Genomic DNA, 18,860 nt, shown 5'->3' with positions numbered 1-18,860 from the left:
GGACCCCATTCCGCCGGACACCGGCACGGCGGTGGCGGTCGCAGCCGGGTCGAGCGCGTGGCCGCCGCGGCGGCCTGACCGAACTCTCGAGCGCGCCGACCTCGACGAGGCGGTGAAGCTCGCCGCGCAGCTCCCGGCGGCCTGGGACGGCGTCGTGGAGGTCCGCCCGGTGATCGAGTTCTGACCGTGGAGGCCGGTGACGCGGTCGCGCGGCTGGTGCGGGACGAGGGGACCCGCGTGCTGGCCACGCTGATCCGCGTCACCGGCAGCGTCGGCCTCGCCGAGGACGCGGTGCAGGACGCCGTCATGCGGGCGCTGGAGACCTGGCCGCGCGACGGCGTGCCGGACAACCCGCGTGGCTGGCTGCTGGTCACCGCGAAGCGGCGGGCCGTGGACCTGTTCCGCCGCGAGGCCGCGTTGTCGCTGGAGGCTCAGGTGGCGCTCGCCTTGCGGACGCTCGGCGGGTTGTCGACCGCCGAGGTCGCGCGGGCGCGGATCCCGTACCGCGTGCCGGAGGCGGCCGAGCTGCCGGACCGGCTGACGGCGGCGCCGACCAGGTGCGCGCCGATCTGACCGCGGAGGCGATCCGGCTCGCGCGGCTGCTGGCTTCGCAGATGCCCGACGAGCCGACGGTGCTGGGCTGCTCGCGTTGCTGCTGCTGCAGAACTCCCGTCGCGACGCGCGGGTGGACGCCGACGGGGCGCCGGTGCTGCTGCCGGACCAGGACCGGTCGCGGTGGGACCGCTCCGCGATCAAGGAGGGCGTGTCGCTGGTGGGCCGCGGCCTGCGGCGCGCGGTGGAACCGGACCGGTACGTCGTCCAGGCCGCGATCGCCGCCTGCCACGCGCTGGCGCCGTCCTACGCCGGGACGGACTGGGACGCCGTGATCTCCTGGTACGACGTGTTGCTGCGCATCTCCGGCACGCCGGTGGTCCGCCTGAACCGCGCGGTTGCGGTGGCCGAGCGGGACGGCCCGGCGGCCGGTCTGGCGTTGGTGGACGCGATCCCCGGACTGACGTCGTACCCGTGGTGGCACGCGACCCGCGCCGAACTGCTGCACCGGCTGGGCGCGGCAGCCGAGGCGCGGACCGCGTACCGGCAGGCGCTGGCACTCGGGATGAGCGAGGCGCAGGCCGCCCACCTGCGCCTCGGCGAACTGGGCTGAGGCGTTGCGGTGCTCAGCCGGCCGTCTCGCGTGGCGCCATCTCCGAGATGATGCCCAGCTGCTGCAACGCGCCGAGCATGTCGTAGTTGACCCACATCTCCACGATCCGGTCGTCGGCCCACTTGGCGCACATCATGCCGGTCATCACGTACGTCTTGCCGGTCGCGGGCAGGCCGCGGAACTCCGCCCGCGAGGTGCCGCCCATCGTGAACCGCACCGCGCACAGGTCGCCGTCGACGAGCACGTCGTGGATGTCCATGTGCAGGTCCGGGTTGGCGGTGCGCAGGTCGCCGACCTGGCGCTGGAACCCGGCGACGCCGTCCACCTCGAAGCTCGGGTCGTGGAACGTGCAGTGCGGCGCGCACAGCTCTTCGCAGGCGTCGAGCTCGCCCTGGTTCCACATCAGGTCCAGCACCCGGCGCAACCGTTCGCGCCGCTCGTCGGAAGTCATGAGGTGCCTCCTTCCGGCCGCGCCGGGGCGGGCGGCGCCCGCTGACTACTGCCGCGGCCGCGATCCGCAGTGGACACCCGGTGCGCGCGACGCGGACAGAGGCTTAGGGCTCTTTATCGCGCGGCGCGGACGCGGCGGCCGTAGGGCGAGCGGCGGTGGCCGATGCGGTGCACGGCCAGTGCGAGGAGGCCGAGGCTGAGGGCGGCGAGCACGACGTAGCTGAGCGTCGTGCCGATGCCGTCCCACGCGGCGTGCAGCGCCACGGCGACGACGAACGTCGCGGCGAAGCGGCCCATCCAGCGGGACCGCCCGCGGTGCCGGACGGCGGCCCACAACGCGGCGGCGGTCAGCCCGGTCCACGCCATGTGGGTGGCCGGGCTGAGCACGCCGCGGATCAGCAGCGTCTGGTCGACGGCGCTGATGTCGCCCTGGGACTTGAGGAACGCCACGAGGGCGTAGCCCATCGTTTCGAGCGCCGCGAAGCCCGCCCCGGACGCGACGCCGAGCAGGAGCCCGGTCGCCGCGCGGCGGTCGCGGACGACCACGAGGACCACGGCGGGCGCGATGAGCTTCGCGGTCTCCTCGATGACGCCGACCCCGGCCATCTGGAACGGACCGAGGTCCTTGAGGACGTCGTACTCCAGCGCCCCGGCCGTGACGACGCCGACGACGCCCCCGACCACCGCGACGAGCCCGACGAGCACCGGATCGACCCCGAAGGAGAGCCGGCGCCCCCACACGAAGACGACGAAGGTGGCCGGCCCGACGACCGCGCCGAGCAGGATCAGGGAGGGCACCAGGTTGGGGTTCTCGGTGGCCAGCACAACCCGCCGGACGAGCTCGAACAACCCGAGCCCCACGACGAGCACGAGCACCCACGCCCACCGCCAGGTCACCTTCCAAGTCGCGGTCCGCGTCCGCATGGCACCTCCGCTCAGGCCGGTGACCAGAAATCGGCCCGACGCCAGGCGGCGTTACCCGGTCGGGCGCGGGCAGCTGGACGGCCACCTCGGCCAGCGCGTCCAGCACGGCTTCGCTGACCTGCCCGGTCGCCCGTTCACTCGCGGCGATGACGACAGTGTTGCCCAGACGACGGATACGAGCGCGGTGTTCCCGTTGCCGTCGCGGATTTCGCCGCCCAGACGCTGCCACGCCTCATCCGGACGTCCTCGGCCGGCGGAACGCTTGCTGTCGGCCTTCCGGCTGTTCTGTCCAGGAGCGCGACCGCGATTCCGCCGACTCCGTTCACCGTCGAGAGCTCCCGGCTTGCCCCGGTCGCCTCCGTACGGCATCTTTACGGTCGGCGCGCCGGGAAGTCTGGTCGGCACACCCGTCCTGAGCAGGGCCGGGTGAACGGTCGACGGCAGGAGTGGCGCGGTGATGCTCGTCAGGATCCCGGCAAGAACCGGTGACCGCGCCGAGATCGTCGTACGCTGCGGGCATGCACGCGTCGGAGATGGCCGAGGACTTTCCGGTCGTCGCGTCGGATTCGGACGCTCTCGATGCGGCCCGCCTGCTGGCCGCGAACCGGCTGCCCGGCCTGGTCGTCACCGATCCGCGCGGCCGTCCGGTGGCGGTGCTGCCCGCGTCGCAGGTGGTGCGGTTGCTGGTACCGCAGTACGTCCAGGACGACCCGTCGCTCGCCGGCGTGCTGTCGGAGTCGATGGCCGACCGCGTGGCGGAGAAGCTGCACGGCAAGACCGTCCGCGCCCTGCTGCCCGAGGACCGGCCGGAGCTGCCCGTGGTCAAGACCGACGACACGATCGTGGAGGTCGCCGCCGCGATGGCGCGGTTGCGCTCCCCGCTGGTGGCCGTGGTGGACGGCGACGGGATCACCGGGGTGATCACCGCGTCCCGGCTGCTTGAGCTGGCGCTGCGGTAGGCGGTGCGCGGTGACCGTGCTCGCGATCGTCGTGTTCGCGGTCGCCTACCTGCTGATCGCGACCGACCGCGTCCCGAAGGCGGCCGCCGCGCTGGGCGGGGCGGGGATCGTGCTGGCGGCTGGCGTGGTCGGCTCGGACGAGGCGTTCTACTCGCACGACACCGGCATCGACTGGGACGTCGTGTTCCTGCTGCTCGGCATGATGATCATCGTCGGGATCCTGCGCCGCACCGGGGTCTTCGAGTTCACCGCGATCTGGGCTGCCAAGCGCGCGAAGGGCTCGCCGCTGCGGGTGATGGTCCTGCTGGTCCTGCTGACGGCGACGGCGTCGGCGTTCCTGGACAACGTCACGACGGTCCTGCTGATCGCACCGGTGACGCTGCTGGTGTGCGATCGGCTCGGGATCAGCCCGGTGCCGTTCCTGATCGCCGAGGTGTTCGCGTCGAACATCGGCGGCACCGCGACGCTGATCGGCGATCCGCCGAACATCATCATCGGCAGCCGCGCCGGCCTGACCTTCAACGACTTCCTCGTCCACCTGACGCCGATCGTGGTCGTCGAGGTCGCCGTGTTCGCGCTGGTGCTGCGCCGGCTGTTCCGCGGCGCGTTCGACGCGGACCCGGCGCGCATCGCCGAGGTGATGACCCTCGACGAGCGCGAAGCCATCCGCGACAAGCGGTTGCTGGTGAAGTGCGGCGTCGTGCTGGCGCTGGTGTTCACCGGGTTCATCGGGCATTCGGTGTTCCACCTGGACCCGTCGGTCGTGGCGCTGCTCGGCGCCGGGGTCCTCGTGCTCGTGTCGGGCACCCGCCCGCGGGACTACCTGGCCGCGGTCGAATGGGAGACGCTGCTGTTCTTCGCGGGCCTGTTCATCATGATCGGCGCGCTCGTGCACACCGGGGTGATCAGCCACCTGGCGCGGCTCGCGGCGGACGCGACCGGCGGGAACGCGCTGCTGGCCGTGATGCTGATCCTGGTGGTCTCCGCGGTGCTCTCCGGTTTCATCGACAACATCCCCTACGTGGCGACGATGAGCCCGCTCGTGGTGGGCCTCGTGGCCGACTTGCCGGACCCCGGCGAGGCCCAAGCGCTGTGGTGGGCGCTGGCCCTGGGAGCCGACTTCGGCGGCAACCTCACGGCGATCGGCGCCAGCGCGAACGTGGTGATGCTGGGAGTCGCCGCCCGCGCCGGCACGCCGATCTCGTTCTGGGAATTCACCCGGAAGGGCGCGGTGGTCACGCTGATGACCATCGCGCTGGCGGCGCCGTACCTGTGGCTGCGCTACTTCGTGCTGGCGTGAGCCCACGACGCCGAGCCTGCGCGGACCACGTCAGAGAAGACCTGACGGATCAATACGCGGTGGAGACCGGCGAGAACCTGACGCCGGCACTGGAACGCACAGCCGTGACGCTCCAGGAGGCGCTAAAGCGACCATCCTCAAGATGGCTGATCCGCGAGGTGAAGAACGTGCTCGATCAGACCGTCCAATCCCCCGTTCTCGACGAACTACGGCAGAGCATCGCGACGCAGCTCGGCGGACGGCCTGAACGAACAGCTGAGACGGAAACCGAGACGAGCCCTGACCGGGGTGTTCCGCACCACAGGAAACACCCCGGCCCGCACGAAGAGCCGACTAGGGGGCTCGAACCCCTGACCTGCTGTTTACAAGACAGCTGCTCTACCAGCTGAGCTAAGTCGGCCTGATCGAGGGTCATCCTAGCAACCGCTGCCGGGCCCCCCGGATTCGTGGATGATCGGCGAAGTGGCGCACGCCACGGTTGCCCCTTTGCAACGACCGGCGTGATCCAGGCGATGGGCACCCGGGAGGCCAATCAAGGAGGTGACGGCCGTATGAACAGCACCCAGCGCGTCCGGGGCCCGGTGACCCGCAGACGCGGCTGGCACATCCTCGAAGCGCCGGAGGACCCGGGCGTCGAGAAGGCGAACCGGCGGCGGCGGGCGACCGAGCCGCGTCGCCGGGCCTGGCACATCCTGGAAGCGCCGACCGGTGAGCAGCCGGCGCCGGACGCGACCACCGAACTCGGTCCCGCCCTGCCGGACGAGGCGACGGTCAACTTCGTCCTCGACCTGGTCCTCCGGATCGGCGAGGTGCAGATGGCCAGCGGCGCCGGCGCCTCCGACGTGACCGCGACGATCCTGTCGCTCACCGCGGCCTTCGGTCTCCCGCACTGCGAGGTGGACGTCATCTTCACGTCCATCACCGTCACCTGCCACCGGGGCACCGACGCGAACCCGATCACGGCCCTGCGCGTCGTCCGCTCGCGCAGCCTCGACTACACGCGCCTGTCGCAGACGGAGATGCTGGTCCAGCAGATCCTGCGCGGCAACCTCAGCGCGGAAGAGGCCTACACCGAGCTGCACAAGATCACCACCGCGCCGCACCCGTACCCGCGCTGGTTCGCCACGCTGGCCTGGGGCGGCATGGCCTTCTTCATCACCCTGCTGCTCAGCGGCACCCTGGACGTCGCGGTCGGCGCGCTGATCATCTCCGCCCTCATCGACCGGCTCGGGCGCCTCCTCAACCGCGTCGCGCTGCCGTTCTTCTTCCAGCAGGCCGTCGGCGGGCTGGTCGCGACGGGGCTGGCCACCTTCGCCGTCAACACCGGACTCGTGCCGACCCGGTTCTCCACGCTGGTCGCCGCCGCGGCGATCACCGTGCTCCTCTCCGGTCTGTCCACGGTGTCCGCGGTGCAGGACGCGATCACCGGCTACAACGTGACCGCCGCGGGCCGCACGATGGAAACGATCCTGATGTCCGCCGGCCTGATCACCGGCGTCGCGCTCGCGCTGAACATCGCCAAGGCACTCGGTTTCACCCCGGCCGAACCGGTGCTGCCCGCGCAGACCGCCGACAGTCTGCTGGTGATCGTGCCGGCGGGCGCGGCCGCGGCGGCCTGCTTCGCCGTCGCCTCCTACTCGACGTTGCGGTCGATGCTCGTGGCCGCCGCCGCGGGCGCGATCGGCGCCGGCGTCTACGGCGCGCTGGTGATCGTCGGCCGGTTCGACGTCATCACGTCCTCCGCCGTCGCGGCCGTCGTGATCGGCTTCTCCGGCGGCGTTCTGGCCCGCCGCCTGAAGGTGACGCCGCTGGTCGTGGCGGTGTCGGGAATCACGCCCCTGCTGCCAGGTCTGTCCACGTACCGTGGCCTGTATGAGCTGGCCACGCAGAGCAACGGCAACCTCTCCACGCTGATCAAAGCCGCGGCGATCGGGCTTGCGCTGGCCGCAGGCGTGGTACTCGGGGAGTACCTCGCGCAGCCGGTCCGCACCGGTCTCGGCCGGCTCGAACGGAAGCTCGCCGGCCCCCGGATGGCGGGTCCGCTGCGGACGACCGACCGGCGACTGGAGTAGCCGCTGGTGGGCCACCGCGCGGTGGATCTTGGTTCGCCGTCGCGAGATAGTGTTCGAGCGGACGACAAGGGAGCATGGCCACGTGAGCGAACCAGGGATCGGCACGGCTTCGGCGGACTTCGTCGTGGTCGCCAACCGGCTGCCCGTCGACCTCGAACGGACGGCCGACGGCAACCAGCGCTGGACCGCGAGTCCGGGCGGCTTGGTGTCGGCGCTGGAGCCGTTCCTGCGTTCGCGCAAGGGCGCGTGGGTGGGCTGGCCGGGCGTGCCGGGTGTCGACGTCGACCCGTTCAGCGACGAAGGCATGGTCCTCTACCCCGTCTCGCTGTCCACCGAAGAGGTCCGCGACTACTACGAGGGTTTCTCCAACGCCACGCTGTGGCCGCTCTACCACGACGTGGTCGCGCCGCCGGTGTTCGACCGCGGCTGGTGGGAGAGCTACGTGCAGGTCAACCGCCGTTTCGCCGAGGCCAGCGCGCAGGTCTCGGCCGAAGGCGCCACCGTGTGGGTGCAGGACTACCAGCTGCAGCTGGTGCCGAGCATGCTCCGCGAGCTGCGCCCCGACCTGCGCATCGGCTTCTTCCTGCACATCCCGTTCCCGCCGGTGGAGCTGTTCATGCAGCTCCCGTGGCGCGCGGAGATCGTGCGCGGCCTGATCGGCGCCGACCTGGTCGGCTTCCACCGGCCCGGCGGCGCGCAGAACTTCCTGTGGCTGGCCCGCACGCTGCTCGGTCTGGAGCCCAGCCGCGGCGCGGTCGGGGTCCGGTCCCGGCCGGGCATGATGCAGGTCGGCAACCGCACGGTCCGGGTCGGGGCGTTCCCGATCTCGATCGACGCGGCCGGCCTGGACACGCTCGCCCGCACCAAGGAGGTCGCGGAGCGGGCCGCGCAGATCCGCCGCGACCTGGGCAACCCGAAGACCGTCCTGCTCGGGGTCGACCGCCTGGACTACACCAAGGGCATCGACCTGCGGCTGCAGGCGCTGCACGAGCTGCTCCAGGAGGGCCGGGTCCAGCCCGAGGACGTCACCTTCGTCCAGCTGGCCACCCCGAGCCGGGAACGCGTCGAGCACTACCAGCGGATGCGCACCGAGATCGAGCAGATGGTGGGCCGTATCAACGGCGAGTTCGCCCGCGTCGGTCACCCGGTGGTGCACTACCTGCACCAGTCGGTCGACCGCAAGGAGCTGGCCGCGTTCTACAGTGCGGCCGACGTCATGGTCGTCACCCCACTACGCGATGGGATGAATCTCGTCTGTAAGGAGTACGTCGCGTGCCGTCACGATCTCGGCGGCTCGCTCGTGCTGTCCGAGTTCGCCGGCGCCGCCGCCGAGCTGACCAGCGCTTTTCTCGTCAACCCGCATGATCTCGACGGGGTTAAGAACGCGTTGGAGGCGGCCATTACGCTCGACCCTGCCGAGGGCAGACGCCGGATGCGCGCGTTGCGGCGTCAGGTCCTCACCCACGACGTCGACAGGTGGGCACGGTCGTTCCTCGAGGCACTCGGGTCCGAACCGGCCGCCTGAGTGGCCCACCTGCAGCTACACGCTTTTGAGCTCCTTAAGGAGGAGTGGTGACCGCCGAGTCCCTGCCCGCTGAGCTGCGCCGTGCGATCGTGCAGATCGCTCGCACGCCGCGATTGCTGGTCGCTTGCGACTACGACGGGACCTTGGCTCCGATCGTGACCAACCCGGACGAGGCGCGCCCGCTGCCCGAGTCGGTGGGCGCGCTGCGCTCACTGGCCGGGCTGCACGAGACGACCACCGCGGTCATCTCCGGCCGCGCGCTGCGCGACCTCGCCATCCTGTCGCGACTGCCGCACGAGGTGCACCTGGTCGGCAGCCACGGTTCCGAATTCGACATCGGCTTCGTGCACGAGCTCGACGCCCAGGCCCGCGACCTGCACCGCAGGGTCGAGCAGGAGCTGGAGCGCATCGCCGGTGACGTGCCCGGCGTGAGCCTGGAGGTCAAGCCGGCCAGCATCGCGGTGCACGTCCGCCGCGCCGACCGCGACGCCGCCCGCCGCGTGCTCGACGAGGTCCACAGTGGACCGTGCACGTGGGAGGGCGTGACGACCACCGACGGCAAGGAGGTCGTCGAGCTGGCCGTCGTGCAGACCGACAAGGGCCGCGCGCTGGACACCCTGCGCCACCAGGTCGGCGCCACCGCGGCGATCTTCCTCGGTGACGACGTGACCGACGAGAAGGCGTTCGCGCGGCTGTCCGGCCCCGACGTGGGCGTCAAGGTCGGCGACGGCGAAACCCTGGCCGCCTACCGGGTGCCCGGCACCGAGGACGTCGCCACGGTGCTGGCGTTCATGCTGGAGGAGCGCCGCAACTGGCTCTACGGCGAGCAGGCGCCGCCGATCGAGCGGCTGTCCATGCTGTCCAACGAGCGCGCGGTCGCGCTGGTCACCCCGGACGCCCGGCTGACCTGGATGTGTCACCCCGGCCCGGACGCGCCCGCGGTGTTCGCCGACCTGCTCGGCGGCACCAGCGCAGGCCACTTCTCGATCAAGCCGCACCACAACGGCCTGCCGCTGGGCCAGCGGTACCTGCCGAACACGATGACGGTGGAGACCCGCTGGTCGCGGCTGCTGGTGACGGACTACCTGGAGCCGGAGGGCCCGCCGCACCGCACCGACCTGGTGCGCGTGATCTCCGGGACCGCCGCCGCGTCCGTGGTGTTCGCGCCGCGGCCGGAGTTCGGCGGTGTCCCGGTCCGGCTGGTGCCGGACCCCGAGGGCCTGCGCGTGCTGGGCACGTCGGAGCCGATCGTGCTGCGCTCGCCGGGCGTGGCGTGGGAGATCACCTCCGACGGCCTGCACGACACCGCCACCGCGCTGGTCCAGCCCATGCAGGACGAGCCGGTCGTGCTCGAACTGCGGTGCGGCACCACCGACCTGACCGCGCACGAACTGTCCGAACCGGAGCGGCGGGCGCGGGCGGGCGCGTACTGGAGCGACTGGGCGACCACGCTGAAGCTGCCGAACGTGGAGCCGGAGCTGGTCGCGCGCTCGGCGCTGACGCTGCGCGGGCTGTGCAACGCCGACACCGGCGCGGTGCTCGCGGCGGCCACGACGTCGCTGCCGGAGGAGATCGGCGGCGTGCGGAACTGGGACTACCGCTACTGCTGGATCCGCGACGCGGCGTTCACCGTCCGGGAGCTGGTCGGGCTGGGCTCGCTCGCCGAGGCCGAGGGCTACCTGCGGTGGCTGCATGGCGTGCTGTCGACGCTGGCCGGGCCGGAGCGGCTGCACCCGCTGTACACGATCAACGGCACCCAGCTGGGCGCCGAGGCCGTGATCGACTCGCTGCCCGGCTACGCGGGTTCGCGGCCGGTGCGTGTCGGCAACCTGGCGAACCACCAGGTGCAGCTGGACGTGTTCGGCCCGGTCGTCGAGCTGGTGGCCGAGCTGGCGCAGGTGCGCGGCGAGCTGCGGGACGAGGACTGGCAGCTGGTGCGCGCGATGGCCGAGGCCGTCACGCGGCGCTGGTCGGAGCCCGACCACGGCATCTGGGAGGAACGGCACGTGCCGCGCCACCGGGTGTACTCGCGCGTCATGTGCTGGGTGACCGTCGACCGCGCCATCAAGCTCGGCGAGGTGTACGGGCGCGAGATCCCGGCCGGGTGGCACGACCTGCGCGAGGAGATCGCGACCGACGTGCTGACCAACGGCTGGAACGACGAGGTCCAGGCGTTCACCACGGCCTACGACGGCACCGACCTGGACGCGGCTTCGCTGTTCGTCGGGCTGGCCGGGCTGATCGACCCGTCGGACGAGCGGTTCCAGCACACGGTGACCGCGATCGAGGCCGAGCTGCGCAGCGGTTCCACGGTGTACCGCTACCGCCGCGACGACGGCCTGCCGGGCGGCGAGGGCGGGTTCCACCTGTGCGCCGCGTGGCTGATCGAGGCGTACCTGCTGACCGGCCGCCGCACCGAGGCGGAGGAGCTGTTCGAGCAGCTCGTCGACGCGGCCGGCCCGACGGGTCTGCTGCCCGAGCAGTACGACCCGGTGGCGGAGCGCTCGCTGGGCAACCACCCGCAGGCGTACTCGCACCTCGGGCTGATCCGCTGCGCCAAGCTGCTCTCCGGCGCCTGATCCGACTGCGTGAACGGCCCCTCCGGCACGTCCGGAGGGGCCGTTCCCGTCTCAACGGGCCACCCGGCCCGCCGCCGCGACCTCGCGCACGGCCTCGGCGACGGCCCGGAAGTCCTTCTGCAGGATCTTCGAGTGGTTGCCGGCGACCTTCGCGCTGATCCGCAGGTTCGGGTTGCGGGCGAGCACCGGTTCGAGCGAGGCCCGCGACGCCTCCATCTCCTCCGCGCCGCCGCCGAGGTTCGACCCGGTGGCCAGGACGTGGCGCATCGGGCAGGACACGCTCTCCAGCCCCGGCGCGAGAGCCGCGGCGATCTCGTTCAGCTCGATGTTGACCTCGGCGTGCTGCTCGGCGGACATCCACGCGGCCAGTCCGAACGGGCGCGCCAGGGGCAGCAGGAACCGCATGCGGTGGAACATCTGCCGGATCCGTTCCTGACCCTCTTCGCCGGTCAGGCCGTAGGGCATCGCGCCGTCGACCGCGGCCACACCGGCGACGCGCTGCGGGTTGCGGGCCGCCCAGTGCGCCGCGAGCGTCGCGCCGCGCCGCGCGCTGACTCACGCGCCTGGCACCGGAATCAGGCGTAGTTGGCCGCGTGCAGGGCCGCCGCCACCGAGTCCACCTCCAGCACCCGGATCCCGTCCGGCAGCTTCCCCGGGTCGGGCGGCACCAGCGCGTGCGTGAACCCCATCCGCGCGGCCTCCGCCAGCCGCCGCCCGGCGCCGGTGACCCGGCGGACCTCCCCGGCGAGCCCGACCTCGCCGACGACCACCAGCCGCGGCGACAACGCCACGTCCCGCACCGACGACCACAGCGCCAGCAACACGGACAGGTCCACGGCGGGCTCGGTGACCTTCATCCCGCCGACCGTCGCCGAATAGACGTCCCGGTCGCCCAGCTTGATCCCGCCACGCTTCTCCAGCACGGCGAGGATCATCGCCACCCGCGCGGAGTCCAGGCCGCTCACGGCCCGCCTCGGCTGCGGCGCGCCGGCACTCGACACGAGCGCCTGCACCTCGCACAGCAGCGGCCGCTTGCCCTCGACCGTGACCGTCACCGCGGTGCCCGGCACCGCGTCCTCCCGCCGGTTCAGGAACAGCCCGGACGGGTCCGGCACCCCGACGATGCCGTCCTCGCGCAGTTCGAAGCACCCGATCTCGTCGGCGGGCCCGAACCGGTTCTTCACCCCGCGCACCATCCGCAGGGTCGAGTGCCGGTCGCCCTCGAAGTGCAGCACCACGTCGACCAGGTGCTCCAGCACGCGCGGGCCGGCGACCGAGCCGTCCTTCGTGACGTGCCCCACGAGCACGACCGGCAGCCCGCGCTCCTTCGCCAGCGCCACCAGACCGGCCGTGACCGCCCTGACCTGCGTGACGCCGCCCGGCGCGCCCTCCACCTGCGGCGAGGCCATCGTCTGCACCGAGTCGACGATCAGCACACCCGGCTTGACCGCGTCGACGTGCCCGAGGATCGCCGAAAGATCGCTCTCCGCCGCCAGGAACACGCCCTCGTGCACGTTCTTCGTCCGCTCGGCGCGCAGCCGCACCTGCCCCGCGGACTCCTCGCCCGTGACGTACAGGGCCGGCCCGGACCCGCCGCGGGCCCACTGGTAGGCCACCTCCAGCAGGAGGGTGGACTTGCCGACGCCCGGCTCACCGGCCAGCAGCACGACCGCGCCGGGGACGAGCCCGCCGCCGAGCACCCGGTCCAGCTCGCCGACGCCGGTGGTGCGGGCGCGGGCGGCCTCGATGTCGACCTGGCCGATCGGCCGTGCCGGGGCGCTGGGCGCGCCCGCGGCCACGCGGGCTATCGCCGGGCGCGCGTCGCCGCGCTCCTCGATGGTTCCCCACGCCTGGCACTCCGGGCAGCGGCCGACCCACTTGGCGGCCTCGTACCCGCACTCACCGCAGCGGTAGCTGGTGCCCTTCTTGACCATGGTCGGTCACGCTAGCTGGCACCACCGACAGTTCTAGTGACCGCCGGCTTCCGCCTCGGCGGACGGCTGGCAGCTCAGCTCGACCGTGGGCGCCTGGATCGGCAGGTTGACGGTGACCGGGCCGGCATCGCGGAAGGTGAAGGTGACCGGGATGGTCTGGCCGGGCCACACGACCTGCTTGATGCCCTGCAGGACGACCTCGGCGTGACCGATCCGGGTCGGCTGCCCGGTGGGACCAGCGGACGCCGACGAGGTGGGCGAGGTCTGGGTCGAGCTCGGCGCGGCGGAGCTGGACTCCGGCTGCTGCACGGACTCGCCTTCGGTGGCCGGGCCGATCAGGAGCTTGCTGCCCGCGACGATGGCCTTCTGGCCCTCGACGGTGGCGCTCGCCGCGTTCGCGCTGCTCACGGAGACCAGCTCGTCGTCGGCGGTGCCGTCGTTGGCGATCACCAACGTCAGCGGGGCGCTCGACCCGGTCGCGTAGGCCTGCTGGCAGTCGTTGCGGTTCACCAGGCCGGCGTCACGCAGGACGAGCTTGCCCGCCTGGGCCATGGCGCCGTTGACCGCGGGCAGCATGGTGTTGGTCTGGGTGATCTGCCCGGCCCCGCACCCGGCAAGAGCCAGGGCGGCACCCACGGCGACCACGCTCGCGCCGACCACACGACGTTTCTGCAGCCTCACGGTCTCAGTCCCTCCTAGAAGCTATACCGGCCCGATCCTATCTGCGCCGCGAAGCGGCTCCGTTGAGGGTGGTGGTGGGCTGGCGGGAGGGGCCTGGCTATGGCCGGAAAGCCCGCCACCGAGGGTGAGCCGAGGGGGCCGGAAACCGTCCACAATGGATCAGAGAATCAATGTCGACAGGGTTCCCCACCACCTGCATGAGCATGCACTTTATCGGTTTGTCAACCCCCCGGATGGCCCCTGACCTGCGACGACGATCTCGGCCCGCTAGGTGGGCCCCCTCGCCGCGTGCTAGGATGGAGGCAGCGAAAGGGGCAGAGGACACATGGTTTTCAAGGTCGGAGAGACCGTCGTCTACCCGCACCACGGTGCCGCACTCATCGAAGCGATCGAGACCCGCGTGATCAAGGGCGAGGAGAAGCAGTACCTCGTCCTCAAAGTCGCGCAAGGGGACCTCACGGTTCGCGTGCCCGCTGACAACGCCGAGATCGTCGGCGTGCGGGACGTCGTGGGCCAGGATGGTCTGAACCGGGTTTTCGACGTGCTGCGAGCGCCGCACACCGAGGAGCCCACGAACTGGTCTCGTCGGTACAAGGCCAACCTCGAGAAGCTCGCCTCGGGCGACGTGAACAAGGTGGCCGAAGTGGTGCGCGACCTCTGGCGGCGCGAGAAGGACCGCGGCCTGTCCGCCGGCGAGAAGCGCATGCTGGCCAAGGCGCGGCAGATACTGGTCAGTGAGCTCGCCCTGGCGGAGGGCACCGACGAGGGCAAGGCGGAGACGCTGCTCGACGAGGTCCTGGAGACAGCGGCCGTCTAGAGCACAGGCTGACCTCGCGAGATGAGCCGGGCAGACGTGCTCATCTACTGCGTGTGCCCCATGAGACACAGCTCGTCCCGCGAAGTGAGACCCCGGCGATGAAGGTCGCGGCAGTCCTCATCGCCGACCCCGAGGGGCCGGATCCGTGCGCGCTCGTACGCGGTGCGCCGCTGTTGCGGCACGCCGTGGACGGTCTGCTGGAGTCCGGATGCGCGGACCGCCTGGCGGTGGCGGTTCCCAAACCCGTGCTCGGGGATTGTGAATTGATCATACGGCCAGTACCCGGCGCCGGTTCCCGGTGCCGGGTACTGGCCTGTGGTCCTGATCGCGCCGAATCCGTCCGGGCGGCCGTCGAGGCCACCGGGGAATCCGATGTCGTCCTGGTGCACGACGTCGCGCGTCCGTTCGTGCCTCCCGCCACCGTCCGCGCGGTGGCCGAGGCGGTGTTCGCCGGGGCAGAGGCGATCATCCCGGTCCTACCCGTGACCGACACCGTCAAACTCGTTTCCGGCGACGTGATCGCCGCCACCTCGGACCGGGACCACCTGCGCGTCGTGCAGACCCCCGTCGGCTACCGCCCCGAGGTGCTCCGCGAGCTCTGCGCACGCGGCGCGGACCCGCTGTCGGATCTGCCCGGTAGCGTGCGCACCGTGGCCGGGCACCCCACCGCGCTCCGGCTCACCACGGCCTTCGACGTGGCCGTCGCGGAAGCACTACTCGAGGAGCAGGGTTGAGGGTCGGGACCGGGGTCGACGTCCATCCGATCGAGGCGGGCCGCGAGTGCTGGATCGCCGGGCTGCTGTGGGAGGGCGCCGACGGCTGCGCCGGCCACTCCGACGGTGACGTGGCCGCCCACGCGCTGTGCGACGCGATGCTGTCCGCGGCCGGGCTCGGCGACCTCGGCACGGTGTTCGGCACCAGCGACCCACGCTGGGCAGGCGCCCACGGCGCGGAGTTCGTGGCCGAGGCGCGTCGGCTGGTCGAGGCGGAAGGCTGGCGGCTGGGCAACGCGTCGGTGCAAGTCATCGGCAACGCGCCGCGCATCGGCAAGCGGCGCGAAGAGGCCCAGGACGTGCTGAGCAAGGCCGCGGGCGGCGCGGTCAGCGTCAGCGGCACCACCACCGACGGGCTCGGCCTGACCGGCCGCGGCGAGGGCATCGCCGCGGTCGCCACCGCCCTGCTGCTGCCGGCCGAATAAGTCACACGAATCCGGAGGTCGTCCCCGGTAGCCTGTGGTCTGTGACGATTCAGGCTGTGATGTTCGACTTCTCCGGCACCCTCTTCCGGCTCGAGCAGAACTCCAGCTGGCTGTCCGACCTCACGACCCCCGACGGCGCCCCGCTCGACGTCGAGGCGCAGACCGAGCTGATGCGCCGCATGACCGCCCCGACCGGGCAGGTCGTCGAGCTGTCCGACGAGTACCAGCACGCGTGGGAGAACCGGGACCTCGACCCGGCGCTGCACCGCAAGATCTACCTCGAGGTGCTGCGCAAGTCCGGCGTCGCGCACGCCCACCAGGCCGAGGCTCTCTACAACCGCCTGATCGATCCCGCGGAGTGGACGCCGTACCCGGACACCGAGGCCGCGCTGAAGGACACCGCCGCCAAGGGCGTCAAGGTCGGCGTGTTGAGCAACATCGCCTTCGACATCCGGCCCGCGTTCGCGATGCGCGGCTACACCGACTTCGTCGACGAGTTCCTGCTCTCCTTCGAGGAGGGCTACATCAAGCCGCAGCCCGAGGTGTTCCGGCTGCTGATCGACAAGCTCGGGGTCGCGCCGGAGGACACGCTCATGGTCGGCGACAGCGAGGAGGCCGACGGCGGGGCGAAGGCGCTCGGCTGCGCGTTCGCCCTCGTCGACCCGCTGCCGACCACCGAACGCCCGGACGGCCTGCTCACGGCCCTGCGCACGCACGGGGTGCTCTGAGCGGCGTCAAGGTGACCCGTACCATTTCAGGGTGGCCCTTCATCTGTACGACACCGCGAGCAGGAGCGTGCGGGAGTTCCACCCCGCCCGTAGCGGAACGGCGTCCATGTACGTGTGTGGGGCCACCGTGCAGGGCATTCCGCACATCGGGCACGTCCGCGGCGCCCTGAACTACGACGTCCTGCGCCGCTGGCTGATCCACAGTGGACTGGACGTGTTGTTCGTGCGGAACGTCACGGACATCGACGACAAGATCCTCACCAAGGCGGCCGACGCCGGACGGCCGTGGTGGGAGTGGGCGGCGACGCACGAACGCGCGTTCGAGGAGGCCTACACCGTCCTCGGCTGCCTCCCGCCCTCGATCGCGCCGCGCGCCACCGGGCACGTCACGCAGATGGTGGAGCTGATGCAGCGCCTCATCGACGCCGGGCACGCCTACGCGGCGGGCGGCGACGTGTACTTCGCCGTGTCCACGTTCCCCGAGTACGGCGCGCTGTCCCGGCAGAAGCTGGACGAGGTGCAGCAGGGCGAGACGCTGGCCGAGGGCAAGCGCGACCCGCGGGACTTCACGCTGTGGAAGAGCGCCAAGCTGGGCGAGCCGTCGTGGCCGACCCCGTGGGGCGACGGGCGGCCGGGCTGGCACCTGGAGTGCTCCGCGATGGCGACCACCTACCTGGGCGCCGAGTTCGACATCCACGGCGGCGGCGTCGACCTGGTGTTCCCGCACCACGAGAACGAGCGCGCCCAGTCGCAGGCGGCGGGTGACCCGTTCGCGCGGTTCTGGCTGCACAACGCGTGGGTGACGCTGTCCGGCGAGAAGATGTCGAAGTCGCTGGGCAACGTGGTGTCGATCGAGGCGATGCTGCGCAACTACCGGGCCGCCGAGCTGCGGTACTACCTGGTGCAGCCGCACTACCGGTCGACCATCGAGTACTCCGACGGCGCGTTGTCCGAGGCGGCCCAGGGCTACCGGCGGATCGAAGGCTTCCTGCGCCGGGCGGCGCAGCGGACGGGCACGGTCGAGCCGGGTGAGCTGGCGCCCGAGTTCGTCGCCGCGATGGACGACGACCTGTCCACGCCGGCGGCGGTCGCGGCCGTGCACAACCTGGTCCGCGAGGGCAACGCGGCGCTGGACGCGGGCGATGACGCCAAGGCGCGTGCGGCCGCCGGCTCGGTGCGCGCGATGATGGGTGTGCTCGGGCTGGACCCGCTGGCACCGGAATGGGCGGAGAGCTCGGCGGCGGAGACGCCGGCGAGGGCCGCACTGGCCGAGTTGGTCGAGGCGATGCTCGTGGAGCGCCAGGAGGCGCGTGCCACGCGTGACTTCGCCAGGGCCGACGCCGTGCGCGACCGCCTGCTCAAGGCGGGGATCGCGGTCGAAGATACTCCCGATGGTCCGGTGTGGACCGTGAAAGAAGCTTAAATGGCAGGCAATTCCAAGCGCCGGGGTGCGGTTCGCAAAGAGGGCACCAAGAAGGGCGCCGTCGTCGGCTCCGGCGGTCAGCGCCGCCGCGGGCTGGAGGGCAAGGGCCCGACGCCGCGCGCGGAGATGCGTCCCGGGCACCCGAAGCAGAAGCGTGCCGCGGCGGCTGCCGCGCGCGCCGAGAAGGCTCGCGACCGCCGCGAAGGGCCGGAGATCATCGCCGGGCGCAACCCGGTGGTCGAGGCCCTGCGCGCGGGCGTGCCGGGCACCACGCTGTTCGTGGCGCTGAACATCGACGCCGACGACCGGGTCACCGAAGCGGTGCGGCTGGCGGCGGACAAGGGCATCTCGATCCTGGAGATCCCGCGCGAGGAGCTGGACCGCAAGACCAACCGCGCGGTGCACCAGGGGCTCGGGCTGCAGGTGCCGCCGTTCGAGTACAGCCACCCGGACGACCTGCTGGCGATCGCGAAGGACTCGGGTGAGCCGCCGCTGCTGGTGGCGCTCGACGGCGTGACCGACCCGCGGAACCTGGGCGCGGTGGTGCGTTCGGCGGCGGCGTTCGGGGCGCACGGGGTGCTGCTGCCGCAGCGTCGCAGCGCGGGCATCACGGCCGTGGCGTGGCGGACGAGCGCCGGGACCGCGGCGAAGATGCCGATCGCGATCGCGACCAACCTGACCCGGCAGCTGAAGCTGTGGGCGGAGGAGGGCCTGATGATCGCGGGCCTGGACGCGGACGGCTCGGTCGGGATCGACGACCTGTCGCTGGCGACGGACCCGCTCGTGGTCGTGGTGGGCTCCGAGGGGCGCGGCCTGTCCCGCCTGGTGCGCGAGACCTGCGACGAGACGGTGTCGATCCCGATGGCCGCCGGGGTGGAGTCGCTGAACGCCTCCGTCGCGGCGGCGGTGCTGCTGGCGGAGGTCGCGCGGCGGCGTCGCGTGACGGGGCGCATCTGATCGTGGCTGCGTGAGCGGCGCCGGGCTCCGGCGCCGTTCCTTTTTGTGGCGTCCAGCGGGGAACTTCACACACCCGCTGCGGAAGCGGTGAGTTTCACTCCTTCGGGCCAACCCGGTCGGCTAAGGTCAGTGCGCTGATCCGCTTGCA

The 18,860-nt window shown here is 71.8% G+C and carries 17 protein-coding genes, 1 tRNA gene and 1 pseudogene; 13 read left to right on the top strand and 6 right to left on the bottom strand.

Features of this window, described 5'->3' with window-relative positions; genetic code table 11:
- Window positions 1–31 precede the first annotated feature (31 nt).
- Window positions 32–184 (top strand): YciI family protein, encoded by a 153-nt coding sequence (locus AMYTH_RS50605; protein WP_228685040.1) that lies wholly within the window; start codon window positions 32–34, stop codon window positions 182–184.
- Window positions 181–1,165 (top strand): annotated as a pseudogene (locus tag AMYTH_RS46070) (RNA polymerase sigma factor). Before AMYTH_RS50605 ends, AMYTH_RS46070 begins: the two are co-directional and overlap by 4 nt.
- A 13-nt stretch (window positions 1,166–1,178) precedes the next feature.
- Here the strand turns inward: AMYTH_RS46070 and AMYTH_RS0132095 are convergent.
- Together AMYTH_RS0132095 and AMYTH_RS46065 are read right to left on the bottom strand one after the other, a co-directional pair.
- The gene (locus AMYTH_RS0132095) at window positions 1,179–1,616 is read right to left on the bottom strand and encodes an ester cyclase (protein WP_017985363.1); all 438 of its coding nucleotides are present in this window, start codon (window positions 1,614–1,616) and stop codon (window positions 1,179–1,181) included.
- Window positions 1,617–1,729: 113 nt separating this feature from the next.
- The gene (locus AMYTH_RS46065; protein ID WP_037322836.1) at window positions 1,730–2,539 is read right to left on the bottom strand and encodes a PrsW family intramembrane metalloprotease; all 810 of its coding nucleotides are present in this window, start codon (window positions 2,537–2,539) and stop codon (window positions 1,730–1,732) included.
- A 518-nt stretch (window positions 2,540–3,057) separates the two neighbouring features.
- Between AMYTH_RS46065 and AMYTH_RS0132085 the strand changes: the two genes are divergently transcribed.
- Together AMYTH_RS0132085 and AMYTH_RS0132080 are read left to right on the top strand one after the other, a co-directional pair.
- Window positions 3,058–3,498 (top strand): CBS domain-containing protein, encoded by a 441-nt coding sequence (locus tag AMYTH_RS0132085; protein WP_027933676.1) that lies wholly within the window; start codon window positions 3,058–3,060, stop codon window positions 3,496–3,498.
- A gap of 10 nt (window positions 3,499–3,508) precedes the next feature.
- Window positions 3,509–4,798, top strand: a complete 1,290-nt coding sequence (locus AMYTH_RS0132080) for an ArsB/NhaD family transporter (protein ID WP_027933675.1) — start codon at window positions 3,509–3,511, stop codon at window positions 4,796–4,798.
- A gap of 327 nt (window positions 4,799–5,125) precedes the next feature.
- Here the strand turns inward: AMYTH_RS0132080 and AMYTH_RS0132075 are convergent.
- Window positions 5,126–5,198 (bottom strand) — tRNA-Thr (locus AMYTH_RS0132075).
- 151 nt (window positions 5,199–5,349) lie between these two features.
- On the opposite strand from AMYTH_RS0132075, the gene AMYTH_RS0132070 reads away from it, so the two are divergent.
- The 3 genes from AMYTH_RS0132070 to otsB all read left to right on the top strand — a co-directional run bounded on the left by AMYTH_RS0132070 (window position 5,350) and on the right by otsB (window position 10,974).
- Window positions 5,350–6,870, top strand: a complete 1,521-nt coding sequence (locus AMYTH_RS0132070) for a threonine/serine exporter family protein (RefSeq protein WP_027933674.1) — start codon at window positions 5,350–5,352, stop codon at window positions 6,868–6,870.
- An 82-nt stretch (window positions 6,871–6,952) separates the two neighbouring features.
- Window positions 6,953–8,395 carry an alpha,alpha-trehalose-phosphate synthase (UDP-forming) gene (locus AMYTH_RS0132065; protein ID WP_017985373.1) on the top strand — a complete coding sequence of 481 codons (1,443 nt, stop codon included), beginning with the start codon at window positions 6,953–6,955 and terminating at the stop codon, window positions 8,393–8,395.
- Between the two features lie 47 nt (window positions 8,396–8,442).
- Window positions 8,443–10,974 carry a trehalose-phosphatase gene (gene otsB / locus AMYTH_RS0132060; protein WP_027933673.1) on the top strand — a complete coding sequence of 844 codons (2,532 nt, stop codon included), beginning with the start codon at window positions 8,443–8,445 and terminating at the stop codon, window positions 10,972–10,974.
- Window positions 10,975–11,025: 51 nt separating this feature from the next.
- Here otsB and AMYTH_RS46060 read toward each other — a convergent pair whose 3' ends face one another.
- The 3 genes from AMYTH_RS46060 to AMYTH_RS0132045 form a co-directional block, all read right to left on the bottom strand.
- Window positions 11,026–11,460 carry a hypothetical protein gene (locus AMYTH_RS46060; protein ID WP_051362874.1) on the bottom strand — a complete coding sequence of 145 codons (435 nt, stop codon included), beginning with the start codon at window positions 11,458–11,460 and terminating at the stop codon, window positions 11,026–11,028.
- Between the two features lie 89 nt (window positions 11,461–11,549).
- Window positions 11,550–12,908, bottom strand: coding sequence for a DNA repair protein RadA (radA, locus tag AMYTH_RS0132050; protein ID WP_027933672.1), 1,359 nt, complete (start codon window positions 12,906–12,908; stop codon window positions 11,550–11,552).
- A gap of 33 nt (window positions 12,909–12,941) precedes the next feature.
- Window positions 12,942–13,589: a copper chaperone PCu(A)C gene (locus AMYTH_RS0132045; protein ID WP_027933671.1), complete on the bottom strand. Its 648-nt coding sequence runs from the start codon at window positions 13,587–13,589 to the stop codon at window positions 12,942–12,944.
- 325 nt (window positions 13,590–13,914) lie between these two features.
- Here AMYTH_RS0132045 and AMYTH_RS0132040 point away from each other — a divergent pair, with 325 nt between their 5' ends.
- The 6 genes from AMYTH_RS0132040 to rlmB all read left to right on the top strand — a co-directional run bounded on the left by AMYTH_RS0132040 (window position 13,915) and on the right by rlmB (window position 18,712).
- A complete protein-coding gene (locus AMYTH_RS0132040; protein WP_020417039.1) occupies window positions 13,915–14,406 on the top strand; it encodes a CarD family transcriptional regulator in 492 nt (163 codons plus the stop codon).
- Window positions 14,407–14,504: 98 nt separating this feature from the next.
- The gene (locus AMYTH_RS0132035; RefSeq protein WP_027933670.1) at window positions 14,505–15,140 is read left to right on the top strand and encodes an IspD/TarI family cytidylyltransferase; all 636 of its coding nucleotides are present in this window, start codon (window positions 14,505–14,507) and stop codon (window positions 15,138–15,140) included.
- Window positions 15,137–15,604 (top strand): 2-C-methyl-D-erythritol 2,4-cyclodiphosphate synthase, encoded by a 468-nt coding sequence (ispF, locus tag AMYTH_RS0132030; RefSeq protein WP_027933669.1) that lies wholly within the window; start codon window positions 15,137–15,139, stop codon window positions 15,602–15,604. Before AMYTH_RS0132035 ends, ispF begins: the two co-directional genes overlap by 4 nt.
- Window positions 15,605–15,645: 41 nt before the next feature.
- Window positions 15,646–16,332 (top strand): HAD family hydrolase, encoded by a 687-nt coding sequence (locus AMYTH_RS0132025; protein WP_027933668.1) that lies wholly within the window; start codon window positions 15,646–15,648, stop codon window positions 16,330–16,332.
- Between the two features lie 31 nt (window positions 16,333–16,363).
- Window positions 16,364–17,755, top strand: coding sequence for a cysteine--tRNA ligase (gene cysS, locus AMYTH_RS0132020; RefSeq protein ID WP_027933667.1), 1,392 nt, complete (start codon window positions 16,364–16,366; stop codon window positions 17,753–17,755).
- A complete protein-coding gene (rlmB, locus tag AMYTH_RS0132015; RefSeq protein ID WP_027933666.1) occupies window positions 17,756–18,712 on the top strand; it encodes a 23S rRNA (guanosine(2251)-2'-O)-methyltransferase RlmB in 957 nt (318 codons plus the stop codon). It abuts the gene before it with no gap.
- The last annotated feature ends 148 nt before the right edge of the window (window positions 18,713–18,860 follow it).

It is taken from the genome of Amycolatopsis thermoflava N1165 (assembly GCF_000473265.1).
GTDB classification, from domain to species: Bacteria; Actinomycetota; Actinomycetes; order Mycobacteriales; family Pseudonocardiaceae; genus Amycolatopsis_E; species Amycolatopsis_E thermoflava.
Note: the sequence above shows the minus strand (reverse complement) of the source record. Positions and strands in the feature narration are given on the sequence as shown.

Coding starts and splice junctions, on each gene's coding strand:
- AMYTH_RS0132095 (WP_017985363.1), bottom strand. CDS start 1,616: ATGACTTCCGACGAGCGGCGCGAACGGTTGCGCCGGGTGCTGGACCTG.
- AMYTH_RS46065 (WP_037322836.1), bottom strand. CDS start 2,539: ATGCGGACGCGGACCGCGACTTGGAAGGTGACCTGGCGGTGGGCGTGG.
- AMYTH_RS0132085 (WP_027933676.1), top strand. CDS start 3,058: ATGCACGCGTCGGAGATGGCCGAGGACTTTCCGGTCGTCGCGTCGGAT.
- AMYTH_RS0132070 (WP_027933674.1), top strand. CDS start 5,350: ATGAACAGCACCCAGCGCGTCCGGGGCCCGGTGACCCGCAGACGCGGC.
- radA (WP_027933672.1), bottom strand. CDS start 12,908: ATGGTCAAGAAGGGCACCAGCTACCGCTGCGGTGAGTGCGGGTACGAG.
- AMYTH_RS0132040 (WP_020417039.1), top strand. CDS start 13,915: ATGGTTTTCAAGGTCGGAGAGACCGTCGTCTACCCGCACCACGGTGCC.
- AMYTH_RS0132035 (WP_027933670.1), top strand. CDS start 14,505: ATGAAGGTCGCGGCAGTCCTCATCGCCGACCCCGAGGGGCCGGATCCG.
- rlmB (WP_027933666.1), top strand. CDS start 17,756: ATGGCAGGCAATTCCAAGCGCCGGGGTGCGGTTCGCAAAGAGGGCACC.